Consider the following 19343-nt stretch of genomic DNA (forward strand, 5'->3'; position numbering starts at 1 on the left):
TCGCTCCTTCTCAGGCGGTGGCTTCGCCGCGGCCGGCGGGGGTGTTGAGGTGCGACTGGGACTCGCGCGCGGTCGACAGCGGGCCGTTCACGGCGATGTACCGGGGTCCGGCGACCAGCAGATCCTCGGCCGGGAACTTGGTGATCACCTCGCAGCCCTCGGGCGTCACCACGAGTTCCTCCTCGATCCGGGCCGCACCGATGCCGTCGGCCGAGGGCCAGTAGGTCTCGAGCGCGAACACGTTGCCGACCTCCAGCACCTCGGGGTGATCGAGCGAGACCAGGCGCGAGAAGATCGGCTTCTCCCAGATGGACAGCCCGACGCCGTGCCCGTACTGCAGCGCGAACGCGGCTTCCTCGTCGGCGAACCCGAATTCCTGCGCGGTGGGCCACACCGACACGATGTCCGCCGTCGTGGCACCCGGGCGCACCAGCGCGATGGCGTGGTCCATGTACTCGCGGGCCCGCACGTAGGCGTCACGCTGCGCGCGGCTGGCCGAACCGACCGCGAACGTGCGGTAATAGCAGGTGCGGTACCCCTGGTGGCTGTGCAGGATGTCGAAGAACGCGGGGTCACCGGGCCGGATCAGCCGGTCGGAGAACACGTGCGGGTGCGGCGAGCAGCGCTCGCCGGAGATCGCGTTGACGCCCTCCACATACTCCGAACCGAGGTCGTAGAGCGACTTCGAGACTAGCCCCACGCACTCGTTCTCCCGCACGCCCGGGCGCAGGAACTGGTACAGGTCGTCGTAGGCCGCGTCGACCATCGAGGCCGCCTGGGTCAGCAACGAGATCTCGTCGGCGGTCTTCACGCGCCGGGCCTCCATGAAGACCTGCTGCCCGTCGGTGACCGTGACACCCGCTCGCTGCAGGGCGGCGAGGATCGGCAGCTCGATCACGTCGACGCCGAGCGGTTCGCCGAGCAGCCCGAACTTCTCCAGCTCGCGCTTGATCTTCGCGGCGACTTCGTCGGCGATGCCCGCGTCCGGGTGGAACGCGCCGCGCAGCGTGGAGATCCCGGCGCGGGCCCCGGACTCGGCGCGCGGCCGGACCGCGCCGTGGTGTGGCGCGTGCGGGTCGGCGTCGGCCTCGGCGGTCGTGGTGGCGAGCCACGGGTTGTAGAGCTCGTGATGCTTGGCCGCGGACCCGAAGTCCCACACGATCGGGTCAGTGGTGCGGGTCAGCAGGGAGAACCGGATGAGCTTGTCCATGGCCCAAGTGCCGATGTGGGTGGCGGACATGTAGCGGATGTTGGCGAAGTCGAACGCGAGGACGGCGCCGAGGCTCGACTTGTCCAGCTGCTCGCGCAGGCGCTGCAGGCGTTGCGTGCGCAGGCGTTCGTGGTCGATCCGGGTCTCCCAGTCGACGGCGTTGGGCCCGAACGTGGCGATCGGCATGAGTTTTCCTTTCCCCCGCGGCGGTGGACCGCCGGGAACGTGTGACGAGCGGAGCGGCCTCAGACGAGGACCATCCCGCCCTCGATCGGGATCACCTGCCCGGTGATGTAGTCGGAGTCGGGGCCGGCGAGGAACACGGCCGTGGGCACGAGGTCCTCGGGTTCGGCCGGGCGGCCGAGGAGGATGTCCCCGGCCATCGCGGCGAACCCCGAGTCGCCCTCCCCGATGCGCTCGAGGTCGCGGTCGAGCTTGTCCCACAACGGGGTCCGCACCACGCCGGGCGCGAACGCGTTGACGGTGATGCCGTGGCCGGCCAGCGCCCGCGCGCCGGACTGGGTCAGCGAGATCACGGCGGCCTTGCTCGCGCAGTAGGGCGCGAAGCTCGCGAAGCCCTGGCGCCCGGCGATCGAGGCGGTGTTCACGATCTTGCCGCCACCGCCCTGCCGGATGAACTGGCGGGCCGCCTCCTGGCTGCCGAGCACGACGCCGAACGCGTTGACGCGGAAGATGCGCTCCCACACGGCTTCGGTGATGTCGAGGAACTTCTCGGGCTCGTTGAACCCCGCGTTGTTGAAGTACGCGTCGAGCCGGCCGAACTCGCTCACGGCGAGGTCGATCGCGGCGCGGACGTCTTCGCGGTCGACGACGTCGACGCGCCGGTGCACGGCGCGCCCGCCACTGTCCCGAATGGACTGCGCCACCGCGGCGGCTTCGGGCTCGTCGCGGTCGGTGACGACCAGCGCCGCACCCTCGGCCGCCATCCCCCGGGCGAGGGCGGCTCCGATCCCCCGGCCCGCGCCGGTCACCACCACGGTCCTGTCGGTCAGCCGAGCCGGCATGGCCACGCTCCTCTCGTCGAGACGCTCGACGTTCGCTCCCGCTGAACGAAACGCCGCCGATCTGGGATGTTGCGCAGGTCGCACCCAGGCGTGTGTACAGCCACAACGCACGAACGTATGATCGAGTGAACAGTCGGCGATGGCGCCGTGAACGGAACGGGAGCGGCACCGTGGACGACCGGATCGGCCCTGCCCTGCGCGAAGCGCGGATCAGGCAGAAGCGCACCCTGCGCGGGGTGGCCCTGGCCACGGGGCTCTCGGCGAGCCTGCTGTCGCAGGTCGAGACCGGCAAGTCGCAACCGTCCGTGAGCACCCTTTACACGCTGGTCAGCCACCTGGGCCTGTCGCTGGACGAAGTGCTCGGCCTCGAGGTCGCCGGCCGCCGCACGACGACGGGGCCCGGTAGCCGCCCGGTCGTCCTCGAGCCCGGCGAGGCCGGCACCACCATCCAGCGCGCGGCCGACAACCCGGTGCTGGACATGGACAACGGCGTGCGCTGGGAACGCCTGGCGATCGACGGCTCGCGGTCGGTCGAACCGCTGCTGGTGGCTTACGAGCCCGGCGCGAGCAGCTCCGTCGACGGCGGGCTGATGCGCCACCCGGGCAGGGAGCACGCTTACCTCCTCGACGGCGAGCTCACGCTGCGGTTCGAGTCCGACGAGCACGTGCTGCGCGCCGGCGACTCGTTCTCCTTCCACTCCGAGCGCCCGCACCTCTACGTCAACCACACCGGCGCGCTCGCGCGGGGGCTGTGGTTCGTCGTCGGCCGCACCGGCTCCGGCCGCCCGCGTGACTGGCTCGCCGAGCCGTCGGCCGAACTGTTCGAGCTGCTCGGCCACCCGCTCCCGGCGACGAGCGACGAGCGCTGACCGAGCGCCCGGAGCGCGTGTCCCGCGCATTGCGTCCACTGTGGTCATTCCGCTGTGCTCATTCCGCGGCGTTTGATTCCGCTGTGCTTGATTCGACTGTGCTTGATTCGGGCGTGGCGGGCGGGATGATCCGCTCCGCGCGCAAGGTCTCGAAGAGCCGGGCGAAGGAGTCCAGTGTGCTGGTGTAGCCCGTGAACCCGGCCTTGCGGCTCTTGCTCATGTCGGTGAGGCATTCGATGGGCCGGCCCAGGTCGCTGTCGGTGTGCCACCACGAGGCGACGCGGGTGAGGTCCGCTTCGCGCAGCCCGTGGCGCTCGGCGATCCGGCGCCAGACTCCGGCGGCGTCGGCCATCTGCTCCTCCAGCGGAGCGGGCTTGCCGTCGAACCCGGCCGGCGTGACGCCGAGCAGCTTCGCGAGGCGCGGCCACATCCAGCGCCAGCGGAACACGTCGCCGTTGGCGATGTTGAACGCCTCGTCGCGCCCGTTCTCGTCGGTGGCCGCCCACACCATCTGGTCGGCCAGCAGCCCGGCGTCGGTCATGTCGGTGACGCCGTTCCACTGGACCTCCGAGCCGGGGAAGCGGAAGTCCCGCCCGGTCTCGCGGCAGACGGCCGCGTAGACCGCCAGCGTCATCCCCATGTTCATGGCGTTGCCGACGGCGTGGCCGATGACGGTGTGCGCCCGGTGCACGCTCCAGGTGAAGCCGTGGCGCTCGGCGGCCGCGAAGAGCTCGTCCTCTTGCGCGTAGTAGAAGTTCGGCACGTCGAGCCGAGCCTCGTCCTCGTGGAACGGCGTGTCGGGCGTGACCCCGGCGGCGTACGCCTCGAACGGCCCGAGATAGTGCTTCAGTCCCGTCATCAGGGCGACGTGGCGCACGGCGCCGCCCGCGCTGGCCGCCGCGAGCACGTTGCGCACGATGCCCGCGTTGACGTCGATGTTCTCCGCTTCGGTCGGCTGGCGCGACCACGCGGTGAGGAAGACGTGCGTCGGTTTCGTGTCCGCGAGCGCGGCGCTCAGCGCGGCCGCGTCCTCCAGGTCGGCACGGACCGAGCGGACTCCGGCGATGCCGCATTCGCTGCGGCGGGACACCCCGGTCACCGCCCAGCCGCGTTCGACCAGCCGGGTGGCCACCGCGGCCCCGGCGATGCCGGTGACCCCGACGACAAGTGCTGTTTCGGTCACTGTCTCCTCTTTCTGCTGAGGGTGGTGCGAGTTCAGACCAGGGCCGGGGTCCGGCGGCGCACCCGGGTGTAGATCGCCGCCGCGACGAGGATCAGGATTCCCTGGAAGAAGTACTGCCAGCTCTGGCTCAGGTTCAGGAACGTCGTCGCGTTGAGCACTTCCTGGATCAGCGCGGCACCCAGCAGGGTCCCGATGAACGACCCGCGCCCGCCGGCGAGGCTCGCGCCGCCCAGCACGACCGCGGTGATGCTGGAGAGCGTGTAGCTCACGCCCTGGGTCGGGTCGCCGACGCCGATCTGGGCCATCAGCAGCAGCGCGCCGAAGAACGTCAGGACGGCGCAGCCGATGTAGGCCAGCACGTGGACCCGGTTCACCTTCACACCCAGGCGCCGCGCGGACCCCTCGTTCGAGCCGGCCGCCCGCAGGCCGCGGCCCCAGGCGGTGAACCGCAGCGCCAGCTCCAGCCCGACGGCGACGAGGACCGCCACGAGAAACGCGATCGGCACGAACCCGACCGTCGCGGTGATCGCGTCGGTGACCGACGTGCTGATGAACCCGCCCTGGAACGGCCGCAGCAGCAGGGAGACGCCCTGCAGTCCGATGTAGAGGGTCAGGGTCGCGGCCACCGCGGTGAACCCGCCGAAGCGGATCAGCACCCCGTTGAGCACCCCGGACCCGACGGCCACCACGAGCATGATCACGAACGCGAGCGCCACGAGGAGTGGCGAGTGGCCGTCGGTGACGAAGAACGACGCGATCACCACGAGCAGCCCGGCGAGTGGACCGACCGACAGGTCGATCCCGCCGGTCATGATCACGATCGTCTGGCCCAGGCTGATGAACGCGAGCGCGGTGAGCAGGGTCAGCAGGGAGGTGACGTTGAACGGCGCGAGGAACCGCACGTTGTGGGCGAAGGTGTAGCCGCCGAGCGCGACGATGACCAGCGCGAGCACGAGGCTCGGTGCGTAGTCGCCCTTGGCCAGGTCGCGCAGGCGCTCGGCCATCGGGGTCCGCCCGGTCGACGGAGCCGGTTTGGCCGGCGCGGCCTTCTTCGCCGAGGGCTCGTCCCTGCGCAGCGTGGTGGCGTTGACGACCGAGCCGGTGATCTTCTCCTCGGTCACGTCCTCGCCGGTGAGCTCGGCGACCACGTGGCCACGGGAGAACACCACGACCCGGTCGCAGAGCCCTTCCAGCTCCTTGGCGTCGGACGACACCACGACCACCGGCACCCCGGACGCGGCGATGTCGCGCATGATCGTGTAGATCTCCGACCGGGCGCCGACGTCGACGCCCTGGGTCGGCTCGTCGGCCAGCAGCAGCCGCGGGGCGGCGAGCAGGGCGCGCGCCATCACCACCTTCTGCTGGTTGCCGCCCGAGAGCGCCATCACGTTCGTCTCGCGCGAGGCGGTCTTGACCGAGAGCTTGGCCAGCTCGGCGTCCACTCCTGCTCGTTCGCGCTCGCCGGAGACCACTCCCCCGCCCGCGAACGAGGGCAACGCGCTCACGGCCGCGTTCTCCCGCACCGACATCGCCGGCAGCAGGCTTTCCCGGTGGCGGTCGGCCGGCATGTACGCGGTCGAGCTCACGAGGGCCCGGCCCCGCAGAGGTACGCCGTCGAGCACGATCCGCCCAGTCGACGCGCGCAGCCCGGCCAGCGCGCGCAGGAACTCGCTCTGGCCGTTGCCGACGATGCCGGCGAGCCCGACGATCTCCCCGTGGTGCGCGACGAGCCGCGCGTCGTGGAAACCCTCGCCGGACAGGCCTTCGACCTCCAGCGCGATCTTCGCGCCGGCCAGATCCGTGCCCTTCTCCGGGAACGCCGAGGCGAGCTCGCGCCCGACGATCAACCGCAGCATCTCGTCGTCGGTGAGGTCGGCCACGGCCGAGTGCCCGCGCGCCCTGCCGTCGCGCAGCACCGTGACCTCGTCGGCGATCTCGCGCACCTCGGCGAGCCGGTGGGTGATGTAGACGACCGCCGTGCCTCGGGCGGTGGCCTGACGCACCTGGTCGAAGAGGATCTCGGTCTGCTCCGCGCCCAGCGGCGCGGTCGGCTCGTCGAGGATCAGCACCTTCGGCTCCAGCGCGATGGCCTTCGCCAGCTCCAGCAGCTGCTTCTGCGCGACGCCGAGGTCGGCCACCCGGTCCTGCAGCCGCAGGTCCGAACCGACCCGGCGCAGCAGTTCCACCATCCACACGCGCGGGGTACCGGCCGGCATCCGCTCGGCGGGCACGGCGAGGCGGATGTTCTCCGCGACCGTCATGTCGGCCAGCACCGCGGGGTGCTGGTGCACGATCGCGATACCGAGCCGGCTCGCCCGATCGGTGGTCAGGGCCGCGATCGGCTCGCCGGCCACCGTGATCGTGCCCTCGTCGGGCCGGGTCGAGCCCGACGCGACGCCCATCAGCGTGGACTTGCCCGCGCCGTTCTCACCCAGCAGCGCGTGCACCCGGCCGCCGAAGACGTCGAGCGATACCTCCGACAGTGCCCGCACGGGTCCGTAGCTCTTCGACACCCCGGAGAGGCTCAGTGCCGCAACTTCGGTCATGGTTCCTCTCCTACTTCAGGGCCGCGGTCTGGTCCGCTTTGGACAGCGAGCTGGACACGAACGCGTCGCTCGGGAGCTCCTTGTCGCACGTGACGGGGTGCGGCTGCCCGGAGATCGAGTCCTCGAACGCGGACTGCGGGTACACCAGGTCCTTCGGCACCACACCGCCGGTCGCCTTGGCCACCGCGACGTCGATCGCGAGGCGCGACATCGCGTTCTGCGAGGAGACGGTGAACAGCTTGAACGGGTTGCCGGCGTCCTTCTGCTGCTGCCAGTTGCAGGCGAGCTGGTTGGCGTCCTCGGTCGCGATCGCCGGGATCTTGCGCCCGGCCGAGGTGAACGCGGAGAACGAACTCGCCAGCGCGGCACCGAAGTCGGTGGTGATCGCGTCGATCTCCGGGTTCTTGGCCAGCGCCGCGGTGATCACGCGCTGGGTCTGCGCGGCGTCCCAGTTGGTCACCTCGTACGGCGTGGTGCCGACGAACTGGATCCCCGGGTGGTCCTTGAGCACGCTCTGCATGCCCTTGTACTCGTCGAGGCTCTGCGAGTTCGCGGCCGGGCCGCCGAGGTTGAGGACCTTGCCCTTGCCGTTGAGCGCTTTCACGAGCCACTGGCCCCACAGCACCCCGGCCTGCTCGAAGTTCGTGCTCACGAACGCGTCGTAGTCCTGGCCGGGCGTCCCGCCCGGGTTGACCCGGTAGGGCACGGTGACCACGCCCGCCTTGTACGCGCTGCGCAGGGCGGGCAGCACCGCCTGGCCCGCGTCCGGGAAGACCACGATCGCCTGCGTGCCCTTGGCGACGAGACCCTGGATGTCCGAAATGGCCTTCTGGGTGTTGCCTTGCCCGTCGGTGTAGGTGAACGACGTGACGCTGGGGCACTTCGCGACCTCGGCCTTGGCTTCCGCCGTGGTGACCTTGCGCCAGTTGTTGTCGCCGAAGCCGTCGGCCAGGCCGAGGGTGACCTGCTTCGAACCGCACCAGGCCGGCGCGTTCGCGTTGGCGGGTTTGCCGCCCTCGGCGCTGGTCGAACCGCCGTCGTCCACCGTGCAGGCGGTGGTGACGAGGGCGAGGGAGGCCAAGCCGGCGAGCAACGACCGGCGAAGGGGCTGGGGAGACATGGGAAACCCTTCCTACTGCTGGGTCCGGGGAGCGGGGACACGGCGGAACCAGCCGCGCACGGCGGCCCAGTTCACGGTGTAGACGGCGACACCCGCGGCGAGCGCGAGCGCCTGGACGATGTTGTTCGTCGCCGCGCTGACGCCGAGCGTCAGCACGAACTGGTCGAGCTGGGACAGGAACAAGGCGGCGATGGCACTGGCGACCGGGCTGCCCTTGCCGCCGAGCAGGGACGTGCCGCCCAGCACGACGGCCGCGACCGATGGCAGCAGCAGCGTGTCGCCCTGGAACGCGCCCGGCGTGGTGACGATGCCGGCCAGGAGGATGCCCGCGGTGCCGTAGAGCAGCGACGCCCAGACGTAGGCGGCGAGTTGGTGGCGTCGCACGCGCAGGCCCGCCAGCCCCGCTGCCTCCGGGTTGTCACCCACGGCCTCGAACCGGCGGCCCGGCACGGTGCGCTTCATCGCGAAGCCGGTCACCGCGACGAGGACGACGGCGATGTAGACCGCGTAGGGCAGGCCGAGGAAGCGGCCGGTGACGAGCGAGTGCAGCGTGTCCGTGGTCGTCACCGGCGAGCCGCCCGAGATCCCGAGCACCACCGCGTACAGCAACGCGTTGGTGCCCAGGGACGTGACGATCGCCGACATCCCCAGCCGGCTCACGACGAGGCCGTTGAGCAGCCCCGCCGCCAGCGCCGCGCCGTAGGCGAGCAGCACCGCGGGGAGCAGCTTCCCGTTGTCACCGGCGGGGTAGTGCGTCACGATGATCACACTCAAGGACACGGTGCCAGGCACCGACAGGTCGATTCCCGCCTGCTGCACGACCAGCGTCTGCCCGAGCGCGACCACGGCGAGCACCGCGGCGAAGGGCAGCATCCCCTGCAGCGAGCTGCGACCCAGGCTCTCGGGCTGCAGCAGCAGGCTCACGAGGAACAGCAGCGCGGTCGCGACGAGGATCGTCACGAGGCCACGCGAGGCACGCTGCGCCGTCGTCTGCCGCCAGAGGCTCGGCCGGCCGGGCGGGCGGTCGGTCCCCGAAGCCGGGGCGGGCGACGGGGCCGACTGTGTGACGACCACGGAACCCCTTGTCGTGTCGCTCATCGGATCGCTCCTCGGGTGCAGCGCACCGGGTCGCAGGGCAGGACGAAGTGTGTCCACAAAGGTCTTGCGGACAGTGGGAAACGGTTGTGGTGCACAGGTGGTCCGAGTCAGCCGACCTGGACGAGCAGCTTCTGCGCGTCGCCTTCGGGGTCGAGCAGGCGGTCGAACCCGCCGGCGACGACGTCGTCGACCGCGATCACCTCGGTGAGCACGCGCTCCACCGGGAAGCGGCCGGTCGCGACGAGCGAGATGATGCGCGGGAAGTCGAACACGGGGTAGCACCACGTGCCGACCAGGCTCAGATCGCGCTGCGACAGCGCCATCGGGTCGATCGTGGCGGGCCGGACGTGCAGGCCCACCTGCGTCGCGGTGCCGTGGGAGCGCAGGCTGCCCAGCGCCGTGGCGAGACCGGCCTCCGAGCCGGAGCACTCGGCGGCGACGTCGGCCCCGATCCCGCCGGTGAGCGCGCGGACCACCTCCGGCACGTCCTCGGCCAGCGGGTCGAGCACGGTCGCGACCCCGAGCGCTTCGAGCAGGGCCCGGCGGCGCGCGTTCGGCTCGCTCACGAAGATCTGTGCCGCTCCGGACGCGTGGGCGTACAGCGCGGCGAGTGCGCCGATCGGCCCGGCGCCGGTGATCAGGACGCTGTCGCCGGAGGTGAAGCCGGTGCGGTCGACGCCGTACGCGGCGACCGCGGCAGGCTCGACGAGCGCGCCCTGCACGTCCGACACCGATTCCGGTAGCACCGAGATCTGGTGCTCCGGAACCACCACCTGCTCGCTGATCCCGCCGCCGTCCCAGCTCAGTCCCGTGCAGGCCATCCTCGGGCACAGATGGTTGAGCCCGCGGCGGCAGTAGTAGCAGTGTCCACAGTAGATCAGCGGCATCACCGAAACCCGGTCGCCGACGCGGACGCCGGTGACCTCGGTACCGATTTCCAGCACCTGCCCGGAGAACTCGTGCCCGAGCACCTGCGGCGCCGCGGCGTGCGAGAGCGGGTGCGGGCTGGTCGGGATGACGATCGGCCCGGCGGCGTACTCGTGCAGGTCGGTGCCACAGATCCCGCACAGGTAGGGACGGACGCGCACTTGCCGCGCGCCGACCCCGGCCGGTTCCGGGATGTCCTCGACCCGGATGTCGTGCTTGTCGTGGAAGACCGCGGCGCGCATGCTGAACTCCTCGTAGGTTCTCCGGAAACCCGCGCAGCCGGGATCCGGGCGTGGACACGGCGTCGATACTCGCCGGGTTCACTCCCGTTCGACGACGCTGTACAGCGGTAGTGAACAATGAACCGGCCAGTGAGTCAAGAGTCAACTAACAACTTTGGCAGATACGCAGGTCAAAGGCAGCAGTCCTTGACAGCACTGGGTTTCGGACTGTTCACTTCGAGCAAACGTCTGCTGCAGCGCGTCACCGCAGCACTTCCGGCACTCCCTCTGCCGCCTTCCCCGGAGGAACCTCATGGACCTCGGCACGCGTCTGGGCCACCTGTCCTATTCGACCCTCGTGCACCCGGGTGACACCTGGGACGAGATGAGCGCCAGCCTCGAGACCTACGTCCCCGAAGTGAAGCGCCGGGTCTCCCCCGACGCGCCGTTCGGGGTGTCACTGCGGATCTCGGGCGCGTCGGCCGACCGACTCGCAGGTGACGGCCCCGAGCGTGACCGGCTGAAGAAGTACCTGGCCGACAACGATCTCTACGTCTACACCGTCAACGCGTTTCCGCACGGGCCGTTCAAGGGCCGTTCGGTGATGGAGAACGTGTACGAACCGGACTGGAGCACCGAAGAGCGCGTCGCCTACACCACGCGCGTGGCCGACGTGCTCGCCGACATCGCCGCGGCCGGGGTCGAGCCGACCATCCAGACCGTGCCGCTCGCCTACCGGCCCAAGGTCACCGGCGAGGCGTACGTGGAGCTGTTCACCCGCAACGTCCTGCGCGTCGTCGCCCACCTCGTTGCCCTCGAACGCCGTACCGGCCGGCGGGTGAAGCTCGCGATCGAGCCGGAACCGTTCTGCTACCTGGAAACCATCGAGGAGACCGTCCGCTACTTCAGTTCACGGCTGTACTCCCGGGCCGCGGCCGAAACCCTTTCGGGCCTCGCCGACCTGCCGCTCGCGGAAGCCTTCGGCGCCCTGCGCCGCCACGTCGGGATCGTGTTCGACATCGGGCACCAGGCCGTGGAGTTCGACGACATCCCCGCCTCGCTCGACCTGCTCGCCGGCGCCGGCGTGCCCGTGTTCAAGCTGCAGCAGGCCGCCGCGCTGTGGGTGCCCGAGGTGACCGACGAGGTGGTGCGCGAGCTGGAGCGGTTCACCCGCACCATCTACCTGAGCCAGACATCCGAGCTGCGCGAGGGCACCGTCACCCGCCACCTCAACCTCTCCGACGCGATCGCCGCCTGGCGCCGCGACCCCGGCGGCGCGCGCGAATGGCGCACCCACTTCCACGTGCCGGTCTTCCTCGACGACCTCGGCCCGTTCCGCACCACCCGGTTCGCCTTGGAACAGGCCCTGGACCGCCATCGCGCGCAGCCGCAGTCGTCGCACCTGGAGATCGAGACTTACACCTGGGACGTCCTGCCCGAGCACCTCAAGAGCGGCGACATCACCGACTACGTCGTGCGGGAGCTGGAGTTCGTGCGCGACCGGCTCACCGCTTGAGCCGCTCTCGCGGCGAGAGCGTCAAGCTATAGTGAACACTGACAAACGACGGCGCGAGGAGCGAGACGTGGCAGCGAAGCACGAGCCGGCGGCGGAGCACTCCGAGGCCGCGAACCTCGGCGAGCAGCTGCGGGCGCGCCGGCAGGCGTCCGGGCTGTCGCTGCGCCAGTTCGCGCGCGATCTCGGGTACTCGGCCGCGTTCGTGTCGCAGATCGAGAACAACAAGTCCCAGCCCTCGGTCGCGACCCTGTACGCGATCTGCAGCGCCCTCAACGTCTCCATCGACGAGTTGTTCAGCAGCGCCGCCGGTGCGGGGGCGGAGGAACCGCCCGCGCCCGCACCGGAGGCGGGCGTCGAGAAGCACAGCTTCCACGGCGCGCTGGCGAAGCTCAACGAAAGTCCCGAGGAGCAGCAGAGCCCCCTGCTCCGCCCCGGCGAACGGCGCCAGCTCGTCCTCGACTCCGGCGTCACGTGGGAGCAGCTGTCGTCCATCCACGACAGCACGGTGGACTTCCTGCACGTCCGCTACGAAGTCAACGGCAGCTCCGTCCCCGACGACAAGCTCACCCGCCACTCGGGCATCGAATACGGCTACATCATCAGCGGCACGCTGGAAGTCGCCCTGGCCTTCGACACCTACCAGCTCCACGCCGGCGACTCCATCGCCTTCGACTCGACGACCCCCCACCGCCTCACCAACCGCGGCGACGGCCCGGCCGAGGCGATCTGGTTCGTCCACGGCCGGAAACCGGCTCGCTGAACCCACCCGCAAGCGCCGGACCCGGCAGCGTCACGAAGCGCCGCCGCGGTCGTCGCTGCGGACGACACCCGGGGTCGCCGAGCCCTCGAGCCAGCCCAAGCCCTCGGCGTAGAGCACCTCGACCGCCGGTCCGCGCAGCCCGGGGAGGTCACGCATGACCCGGTAGCCGTTGTCCTCCTGCAGGTAGCCGAGGTGGCGGTAGCCGGCCGGGAAACTCGCCAGCGCGGCCGAGTCGAGGTCGAGAGTCGTGGCCGGGTCGACGACGTCCATCCGGTCGGACTCGTAGATCGGCTGTCGGCGAACGATTCCCCAGCGCCCGTCACGGCGTTCGAAGAAGTCGAAGAACCGCCCGGTGCACGTCACATCGACGAGCGTCTCGTGGACCCGCGCCCGCTGCTCGATCTTCATCTTCGTCTGGGCGATCGCCCGGTCACCGGCGACCTCGCACGTGAAGCCGCCGAGGAAGTGCAGGATCTGGCCGCCCCGGTCGAAGGCCGCTCGGCTCACCTCGATGAACTCGGTGAACGGGCCTTGGAACCACGTCGCGGTCATCCAGCCGTCGGTGTGCCAGACCGTCGCGAACTTGTCCCACTGCGCGGAGTCGCGGTACAGGGCCCAGTCCTCGACGACCTTCCGGATCTGTTCGTTCGCCGAACCGTCGGTGTCGTGCTCGTTGTGGAGAGGCATGCGCCCCACCATTTCCCGCCCTGCGCGGAATGTCGACGGCCGGTTTCCACCGACCGGAAACCGTGACGAAATCATCCCGCGGCGGGCACGGAATCGAGCACGACGCCGAAGTGCTCGCGATAGGCCGCGAGGACCGCGTCGTCGTCTTCGAGCACGCTCTCGGTGCGCGTCTCCCCCACGGTTTCGATCAGCCGGGCGCCCGCGATCGTCACCCGGCCGCCAGGCCGCACGAGCGAACACGTCGGCCCGTGCGCGAAGGGCGAAGCCGGCGAGTTCGCGTGCCACCAGGCCATCGCCTGGAAGTCTTCGAGCTCTCGTGGCCTCGCTTCGAGGCGGTAGACCACGTTTCCGTCGCACAGCACGTCGACATCCCCGTGCGGCGCGGGCAGCACGGCGAACCCGCCCGCGGGATCCGGCTGCTCCTCGGTGGTCGCGAGCCGCAGCGGCCGGATGCTGAACCGGCCGAACCCGACGTCGACCAGCCACGGCTCATCGAGGTCCACCCGCAGCGCCAGGTGGTCGAGCGGCGGGCCGAACCCGCCGCCCCGCCGCATCACGCGGCCGGCCAGCAGCCGCACGTCGAACCCGACGCCGCGCAGCAGCAAGCCGAACGCCCCGTTGAGCTCGTAGCAAAGGCCGCCACGACGCCGCCGCACCACTTTGTCGAGCAATGCGTTCTCGTCGAGGTCGACCTGCTCGCCCAGGTAGCGGCCGAGGTTCTCGAACGGCACCCGCTCCAAGTGCCGCCGTTGCAGCTCGCACAGTGCTTCGAGGCCGGGCACCCCGGGGTGAACCATTTCGAGTCTGCGCAGGTAGTCCTCGACGTCCACGATCGCGTTCCTCCGGTGGCGGCTAGTTACGTTACAGCTATAGTGTGTAACTTCGAGGTTAACAGAGGATCCGTACTGTGGATCGACTTTCCCAGCGAGGTGGAACCGTGGCGCGAGCACGCCGAGCGACGGCGATCGAACCCGCCGGCACCGAAGACGGTCCGCGTCCGGTCGGCCGGCCCCGCGATGCCGCGCTCGACGAGGCGATCATCCTCGCCACCCGGCGACGCCTCGTCCTGGACGGCTACTCCCGGATGACGATCCGCGACATCGCCGCCGACGCCGAGGTCGGCCGCCCGACGTTGTACCGGCGCTGGGCCACCAAGTTCGAGCTCGTCGTCGACGCCCTCGACTACGGCTTCCGCAAGCAGCACGACATGTTCGAGATGGACCTCGACGAACTCGCCCCGAGGGAAGCGCTCGTGGAGGTCGTCCGGCGCCTCGATCCCACGTACTTCAACCCGGACGCGATGGTCCTGATGGGCACGTTCGCCGGGGAGGCGGTCCACACCCCCGAATTGCTCGGAATTCTCCGTGAGCACGCGGTCGAACCCCGCGTGCGCCTGGTCGAAAGCGTGCTGACCCGGCTGCAGGACCGCGGGGCCGTGCGCGACGACATCGACAAGCACACGATCGCGACCATGTGCTTCGGCAGTTATCTGGCCGCCTTCTTCCGCGGCGAGTCCGACCTGGACATCGCCGAGGCGGTCGTCTCCGTACTGTGGCCCGCCATCGGGAAAAAGCCCGCCCGACGGCGGGCCACAGTGGACCGTCAGCACTGAACGGCGATCCCCGGCCACAGGACGGCGACGACCTGCTCGGCGAGCCCCTTGCGGTCGGGTTCCGCACGAAGGAATGCGGCGAAGTAGCTGCCGAAGCACAAGGTGGCGATCGTGTGCCGATCGATGTCCGGCCGCACCTCGCCGCGCTCCTGCAGTTCGGCCAGCACGCCTTCGAACTGCCGTAACCGGGGCTCGACGGCGTGCTCCAGGACGATCGCGAGCAGCTCCGGCGTCCGCATCGTCTCGCTCATGAAGTTGCCCATGAGCACCATCGCGTCCGGGTTGAAGTAACACGGATCCAGCCGCCGGACGGCCTCGGTCAGCGCCTCGAGAGCGGGAAGTTCCTCCAGCCTCAGATCGGGATAGGTGTCTCGTTGTGCCCGGAGCCCGTAGTCGATCGCCTCGATGGTGAGCTGGAGCTTGCCCGGCCAGCGCCGGTAGATCGTCGGCCGGGACACACCGGCGTCGGAGGCGATGTCCCCGATGGTCATCTTCGAATAGCCGTCGAGAACCAGCCTCCGGCGCGCGGCCGTGATGATCGCTTCGTCGCGCCCGGGATCCAGTGGCCGGCCACCGCGTGACACGGCCACCGCTTCGCCCGCAACCGAATCCGCCTTGCGTGAGTCCGTCATGGCCTGATTATCGGGTACACCGCGGGCGGCCTTCACCGACCTCGAACGTTACAGCTATTGACTGTAACGTTCGGAGTGTCTTACCTTCGTTGAGCGCGGGGCACCCCGCTCCGGCAACGACGCCAGGAGAAGACAGCGCATGAGCGCGACACCCGAAGATCTAATCGAGCGCAGCATCCCGTTCATCAACGAGATCAAGAACCGCACAGCCGGAGTCGAGCTGGAAACCTGGCTCAACGAGAACCGGGGGCCGGGCTCCGAACTGTGGGACGACCTCGCCCGGATGATCAAGGAAGGCGTGACCGAGGGCTGGGCCGCCAACATCGAGGTGGACGGCCCCCACTACCGCCGCAGCAGGATCATCGAGCCGTCCGAGCGGTTGAACTGGTTCAGCATCACCGCGGTCTACCTCAACAGCGTCCCGCTGTTCTGCGGTGAATACCACCAGCACCCCTACGGCGAGATCAACATGGTCATCCCCCTGGATCCCGGTGCCCTGCTGCGCGGGCCGCGCGGCTGGCAGGGACCGGGATGGACCTCGCCCGAGCCGGGCAGCCACCACTACCCCGAGGTCGTGGGCGGCGGCCTGATCGCCTTGTTCTACCTGCCCGCGGGGCGGATCTCCTACGACATCACGGTGCCCGACGACTACGAGGTCACCGTGCCCGAGGGTTACGAGATCTCCGCGTCCGACGGGCGCTGACCCGAGGCCGACCAGCTGATGAACGACACCACCACCACTAAACTCGCTGCGCCGGCCGGCCCGGCGAAGAGCGCGGCGACCGTCGTCGAGGCGCTGCTGACCCGGCGCAGCGTGCGTGCGTTCCTGCCCACCCCCGTCCCGAGAGCGGAAGTGGAGCGCCTGCTGGCGCTCGCCTCCCGCTCGGCCAGCAATTCCAACAGTCAGCCGTGGCACGTCCACGTCCTGACCGGCGAACCGAAGCTACGCCTGACCGAGGCGCTCTGGCAGGCGCTGGACGGCGAGGGCCGCGTCGCCGAGACCGAGTACCCGTTCCAGCCTCCGCCGGAGGAGTGGGAAGAACCGTTCCGGAGCCGGCGACAGACCTTCGGCGAAGGCCTCTACCGGGACACTCTCGGCATCGAGGCGCACGACGCCGAGGGACGGCTGGCTCATCACCGCCGCAACTACGACTTCTTCGGCGCCCCGGTCGGCCTGGTTCTCACGGTCAGCCGGAGTCCGCTCGCCGGCGCGCTCATCGACGCCGGGCTGTTCCTGCAAGCGTTGATGCTGCTGGCCCGGCAAGCGGGGCTCGACACCTGCCCGCAAGCCTCGTTCATCGACTTCTACCCGGTTCTGAGGCAGCACCTGAAGATTCCGGACGACCAGATCATCGTGTGCGGGCTCGCGCTCGGCCACGCCGATCCCGACCACCGCCTCAGCCGGCACCGGACAGCACGAGCACCGGTCGACACCTTCACGACCTTCCACAGCGGCGAAACCGTGTGATCGTGGACGGCACATTCGCTGCCGCTCGATGATTTTCCCCGATCCCCGGGCTTTCTCCCTCCCCTCGTATCGACACCGAATCTTCGGTGGATCGTGCCCCCACCCGAAAGGCGATATCGCCGTGCCTTCTCGAATATCGGAACCAGGCCGCACCGTGCACCTGGACGACCTGATCGACGGCCGACCAGTAGGCAGATTCCACTTCCTGGTCCTGGCTTTGACCGGCTTGGTCATGTTCCTCGACGGTCTCGACACGCAAGCGATCAGCTTCGTCGCCCCGGCGGTCGCCCGGGAATGGTCCCTGCCCGTCGCCGCACTGGGCCCGATCTTCTCGGCTTCGATCGTCGGGCTGATGATCGGTTACCTGGTGCTCTCGCCCTTGGCCCACCGGATCGGGCACCGGAAGCTCGTCATCGCCGCCACGGCCTTGTTCGGGGTGTTCACAGTGCTGTGCGCGGTCGCCGGGAACGAGACGCAGCTGATCGCGCTGCGGCTGTTGACCGGCGCGGGCCTCGGTGCGGCCATCCCGAGCGCCGTCGCGCTGGCCAGCGAGTTCGCGCCGGCCCGGCGCCGCTCGACGTTCGTCATGTTGATCTACTGCTGGCTGGCCCTCGGCTTCGTCGCGGCAAGCTTGATCTCCGGAGCGGTCATCCCGGCCTGGGGATGGCGGCCGCTGTTCGTGCTCGGCGGCATCCTGCCGTTGCTCCTCGCGCTGGTTCTGCTGAGATTGCTGCCCGATTCCCCGAGCTACCTCCTGCCCCGCGACGCCGTTCGAGCTCGCGCGACCCTGTGCCGCCTCGACCCGGACCTGGATCCGACGACGCTCGTGCTGCCCGCCGAGCGCGCCTCCGGAGCCGCCGGGGCATCGGTGCGACACCGTTCTCCGCTGATCGAGCTGTTCCGGCGGCACTGGCTGGTGAGCACCGCGTTGCTGTGGATCGCGTTCATGCTCAACCTGGGTGTGTTCTACGCCGTTCAGAGCTGGTTGCCCACGATCCTGGGCCGGCTCGGGCACTCCCCCTCGACGGCGGTCCTCGCGACGGCACTCACGACGATCGGCGGGATCGTCGCGGCGCTCGTGATCGGGCCCTCGATGGACCGGCGCGGGCCGTTCGGGACGCTCGGTGTCGTCTATCTTCTCGGCGCGGTGTTCGTGTCGATGCTCGCGTTCGCGGTCGCGGGGCAGAACTGGATGGTGCTCGGCGCGGCGTTCCTCGCCGGCACCTGCGTGACCGGTGGGCAGATGAGCGTCGTCGCGCTGGCCACGGTGCTCTACCCGCCTCGGATCCGGCCGACCGGCGTCGGCTGGGCCCTGGGCATCGGCCGGATCGGCGGCATCCTGGGGCCGCTGCTCGTCGGGTTCGCCCTGGGCGGCGGGACGGCTCCCCGAACCGTGTTCGTGGTGATGGGTGCGGTCCTCCTGGTGGCCAGCGGTGCGGTCATGGCGCTGGCCAGGGTTTCGCGCACCGTTCGGACCGACGCCCGGCGGGCTGACGCCGCCGGCTCGTCCGCGGCCGGCTCGGATGCGACGCGATCAGTGGCGGTCACCGGCGACTGACGACCCTCGGCCGCCGGGAACCGAGCGGGCCACACCACGGCCCGTGCGGTTCCCGGCGGCCGGGTTCAGGGCACGTCCGTCGCATGTGGACGGTTGCCGGCCGGACGGGAGGGCCGGCCCGCCGGCGCATCCGGCTGGACGTGGCGGGAGATCTCCCTTGCCACGTCACGGATCACGGATGCGTAGCGCGACACGTCGACGTGGGAATGCGCGACGATGCCCACAGCCGCCCGCACGTCTCCCCTGCCGTCGGTCACCGGCGCCGCGACCGAAGAGGTACCGAGCGTCATCTCCTGGTGCACGGTGCCGATTCCGGTGTCGCGCGTCGCGAAGATCGCGGCGGCGAGCCGACCGGGTTCAGTCAGGGTGTAGCGAGTGCAGCGTGCGAGACCTCGCTGCTGCACCTGGGAAACGACGTGGGCGGGAGCGGACGCGAGCAGCACCTTTCCGACGCCGGTCGCGTGCAACGGCAGCCGCCCGCCGACCTCCGTGACGGTGCGGACGGCCCGCGGTCCGGTGAGCCGCTCGATGACCAGCGCGTCGTGCCCGGTACGGAGGGCGAGCTGCACGTTCTCGTGCGTGGACTCGTAGAGGTTCTGCATGAGCGGCAGGGCCGTCTCGCGCAGACCCGACGGGATCGTCGCACGGGTTCCGAGCTCCCAAAGCCGCAGGCCCACGCGATACCGGCCGCTGGGCGCGCGTTCGATCCCGCCCCACCGCTCGAGTGCGCCCAGCATCCGATGGGTCGTGGACAGCGGCAGGCCGGATCGCCCGGCGATCTCGACGAGGGTCAGGTCGGCCCCGTCGAAGACGTCGAGCAGGGTCAGCAGCCGATCGACCGTGGACCGACCGGGCTCACGCGCGTTACCGGACACGACACGTATTCCTTCCCGCCGCTGCCGCGGCCGCAC

General features: G+C 70.1%; 18 protein-coding genes. 7 read left to right on the forward strand and 11 right to left on the reverse strand.

What is annotated here, in order from left to right:
* Positions 1 to 10 precede the first annotated feature (10 nt).
* Both AB0M56_RS22080 and AB0M56_RS22085 read right to left on the reverse strand, forming a co-directional pair.
* Complete coding sequence (locus AB0M56_RS22080; protein ID WP_364179058.1) at positions 11 to 1396, reverse strand: Xaa-Pro peptidase family protein; 1386 nt, start codon at positions 1394 to 1396, stop codon at positions 11 to 13.
* 59 nt (positions 1397 to 1455) lie between these two features.
* The gene (locus AB0M56_RS22085) at positions 1456 to 2235 is read right to left on the reverse strand and encodes a glucose 1-dehydrogenase (protein ID WP_364179060.1); all 780 of its coding nucleotides are present in this window, start codon (positions 2233 to 2235) and stop codon (positions 1456 to 1458) included.
* A gap of 170 nt (positions 2236 to 2405) precedes the next feature.
* Between AB0M56_RS22085 and AB0M56_RS22090 the strand changes: the two genes are divergently transcribed.
* Entirely contained in the window at positions 2406 to 3104 is a 699-nt protein-coding gene (locus tag AB0M56_RS22090; protein WP_364179062.1) for a cupin domain-containing protein, read from the forward strand.
* A 58-nt stretch (positions 3105 to 3162) separates the two neighbouring features.
* Here the strand turns inward: AB0M56_RS22090 and AB0M56_RS22095 are convergent, their stop codons facing one another.
* The 5 genes from AB0M56_RS22095 to AB0M56_RS22115 all read right to left on the reverse strand — a co-directional run bounded on the left by AB0M56_RS22095 (position 3163) and on the right by AB0M56_RS22115 (position 10220).
* Positions 3163 to 4287: an SDR family oxidoreductase gene (locus AB0M56_RS22095; protein WP_364179064.1), complete on the reverse strand. Its 1125-nt coding sequence runs from the start codon at positions 4285 to 4287 to the stop codon at positions 3163 to 3165.
* Between the two features lie 32 nt (positions 4288 to 4319).
* A complete protein-coding gene (locus AB0M56_RS22100; protein ID WP_364179066.1) occupies positions 4320 to 6833 on the reverse strand; it encodes an ATP-binding cassette domain-containing protein in 2514 nt (837 codons plus the stop codon).
* A gap of 10 nt (positions 6834 to 6843) precedes the next feature.
* Entirely contained in the window at positions 6844 to 7953 is a 1110-nt protein-coding gene (locus AB0M56_RS22105; RefSeq protein WP_364179068.1) for a substrate-binding domain-containing protein, read from the reverse strand.
* A 12-nt stretch (positions 7954 to 7965) separates the two neighbouring features.
* Positions 7966 to 9051 carry an ABC transporter permease gene (locus AB0M56_RS22110; RefSeq protein ID WP_364179070.1) on the reverse strand — a complete coding sequence of 362 codons (1086 nt, stop codon included), beginning with the start codon at positions 9049 to 9051 and terminating at the stop codon, positions 7966 to 7968.
* A 107-nt stretch (positions 9052 to 9158) separates the two neighbouring features.
* The gene (locus AB0M56_RS22115) at positions 9159 to 10220 is read right to left on the reverse strand and encodes a 2,3-butanediol dehydrogenase (protein WP_364179072.1); all 1062 of its coding nucleotides are present in this window, start codon (positions 10218 to 10220) and stop codon (positions 9159 to 9161) included.
* A 292-nt stretch (positions 10221 to 10512) separates the two neighbouring features.
* Here AB0M56_RS22115 and eboE point away from each other — a divergent pair, with 292 nt between their 5' ends.
* The gene (gene eboE, locus AB0M56_RS22120) at positions 10513 to 11715 is read left to right on the forward strand and encodes a metabolite traffic protein EboE (RefSeq protein ID WP_364179074.1); all 1203 of its coding nucleotides are present in this window, start codon (positions 10513 to 10515) and stop codon (positions 11713 to 11715) included.
* A gap of 67 nt (positions 11716 to 11782) precedes the next feature.
* Positions 11783 to 12475 carry an XRE family transcriptional regulator gene (locus AB0M56_RS22125; protein ID WP_364179076.1) on the forward strand — a complete coding sequence of 231 codons (693 nt, stop codon included), beginning with the start codon at positions 11783 to 11785 and terminating at the stop codon, positions 12473 to 12475.
* A gap of 30 nt (positions 12476 to 12505) precedes the next feature.
* Here AB0M56_RS22125 and AB0M56_RS22130 read toward each other — a convergent pair whose 3' ends face one another.
* A complete protein-coding gene (locus AB0M56_RS22130) occupies positions 12506 to 13162 on the reverse strand; it encodes a nuclear transport factor 2 family protein (protein ID WP_364179078.1) in 657 nt (218 codons plus the stop codon).
* Between the two features lie 71 nt (positions 13163 to 13233).
* Positions 13234 to 13992: an arylamine N-acetyltransferase gene (locus tag AB0M56_RS22135; protein ID WP_364179080.1), complete on the reverse strand. Its 759-nt coding sequence runs from the start codon at positions 13990 to 13992 to the stop codon at positions 13234 to 13236.
* Between the two features lie 107 nt (positions 13993 to 14099).
* On the opposite strand from AB0M56_RS22135, the gene AB0M56_RS22140 reads away from it, so the two are divergent.
* On the forward strand, positions 14100 to 14774 hold the full coding sequence (locus AB0M56_RS22140; RefSeq protein WP_364179081.1) for a TetR/AcrR family transcriptional regulator: 675 nt from the start codon (positions 14100 to 14102) through the stop codon (positions 14772 to 14774).
* Here AB0M56_RS22140 and AB0M56_RS22145 read toward each other — a convergent pair.
* Entirely contained in the window at positions 14765 to 15442 is a 678-nt protein-coding gene (locus AB0M56_RS22145) for a TetR/AcrR family transcriptional regulator (RefSeq protein WP_364179083.1), read from the reverse strand. The two genes, AB0M56_RS22140 and AB0M56_RS22145, sit on opposite strands and share 10 nt — an antisense overlap.
* 103 nt (positions 15443 to 15545) lie before the next feature.
* Here AB0M56_RS22145 and AB0M56_RS22150 point away from each other — a divergent pair, with 103 nt between their 5' ends.
* From AB0M56_RS22150 to AB0M56_RS22160, 3 genes are read left to right on the forward strand one after another with little or no spacing between them, the layout of a single operon-like run.
* A complete protein-coding gene (locus tag AB0M56_RS22150) occupies positions 15546 to 16109 on the forward strand; it encodes a DUF4863 family protein (protein WP_364179085.1) in 564 nt (187 codons plus the stop codon).
* A gap of 18 nt (positions 16110 to 16127) precedes the next feature.
* Positions 16128 to 16874 (forward strand): nitroreductase, encoded by a 747-nt coding sequence (locus AB0M56_RS22155; protein ID WP_364179087.1) that lies wholly within the window; start codon positions 16128 to 16130, stop codon positions 16872 to 16874.
* 28 nt (positions 16875 to 16902) lie between these two features.
* A complete protein-coding gene (locus AB0M56_RS22160) occupies positions 16903 to 18432 on the forward strand; it encodes an MFS transporter (RefSeq protein WP_364179089.1) in 1530 nt (509 codons plus the stop codon).
* A gap of 65 nt (positions 18433 to 18497) precedes the next feature.
* Here AB0M56_RS22160 and AB0M56_RS22165 read toward each other — a convergent pair whose 3' ends face one another.
* Complete coding sequence (locus tag AB0M56_RS22165; RefSeq protein ID WP_364179091.1) at positions 18498 to 19307, reverse strand: IclR family transcriptional regulator; 810 nt, start codon at positions 19305 to 19307, stop codon at positions 18498 to 18500.
* Positions 19308 to 19343 lie beyond the last annotated feature (36 nt).

Origin of the sequence: Amycolatopsis sp. NPDC051372, assembly GCF_040682095.1 — a bacterium.
In the GTDB taxonomy this organism is placed as follows: domain Bacteria; phylum Actinomycetota; class Actinomycetes; order Mycobacteriales; family Pseudonocardiaceae; genus Amycolatopsis.

What these genes read in the sequence shown, in the direction of transcription:
- AB0M56_RS22110 (WP_364179070.1), bottom strand. Translation starts at nt 9,051, where the DNA reads ATGAGCGACACGACAAGGGGTTCCGTGGTCGTCACACAGTCGGCCCCG.
- eboE (WP_364179074.1), top strand. Translation starts at nt 10,513, where the DNA reads ATGGACCTCGGCACGCGTCTGGGCCACCTGTCCTATTCGACCCTCGTG.
- AB0M56_RS22130 (WP_364179078.1), bottom strand. Translation starts at nt 13,162, where the DNA reads ATGCCTCTCCACAACGAGCACGACACCGACGGTTCGGCGAACGAACAG.
- AB0M56_RS22150 (WP_364179085.1), top strand. Translation starts at nt 15,546, where the DNA reads ATGAGCGCGACACCCGAAGATCTAATCGAGCGCAGCATCCCGTTCATC.
- AB0M56_RS22155 (WP_364179087.1), top strand. Translation starts at nt 16,128, where the DNA reads ATGAACGACACCACCACCACTAAACTCGCTGCGCCGGCCGGCCCGGCG.
- AB0M56_RS22100 (WP_364179066.1), bottom strand. Translation starts at nt 6,833, where the DNA reads ATGACCGAAGTTGCGGCACTGAGCCTCTCCGGGGTGTCGAAGAGCTAC.
- AB0M56_RS22115 (WP_364179072.1), bottom strand. Translation starts at nt 10,220, where the DNA reads ATGCGCGCCGCGGTCTTCCACGACAAGCACGACATCCGGGTCGAGGAC.
- AB0M56_RS22105 (WP_364179068.1), bottom strand. Translation starts at nt 7,953, where the DNA reads ATGTCTCCCCAGCCCCTTCGCCGGTCGTTGCTCGCCGGCTTGGCCTCC.
- AB0M56_RS22080 (WP_364179058.1), bottom strand. Translation starts at nt 1,396, where the DNA reads ATGCCGATCGCCACGTTCGGGCCCAACGCCGTCGACTGGGAGACCCGG.
- AB0M56_RS22085 (WP_364179060.1), bottom strand. Translation starts at nt 2,235, where the DNA reads ATGCCGGCTCGGCTGACCGACAGGACCGTGGTGGTGACCGGCGCGGGC.
- AB0M56_RS22160 (WP_364179089.1), top strand. Translation starts at nt 16,903, where the DNA reads ATGATTTTCCCCGATCCCCGGGCTTTCTCCCTCCCCTCGTATCGACAC.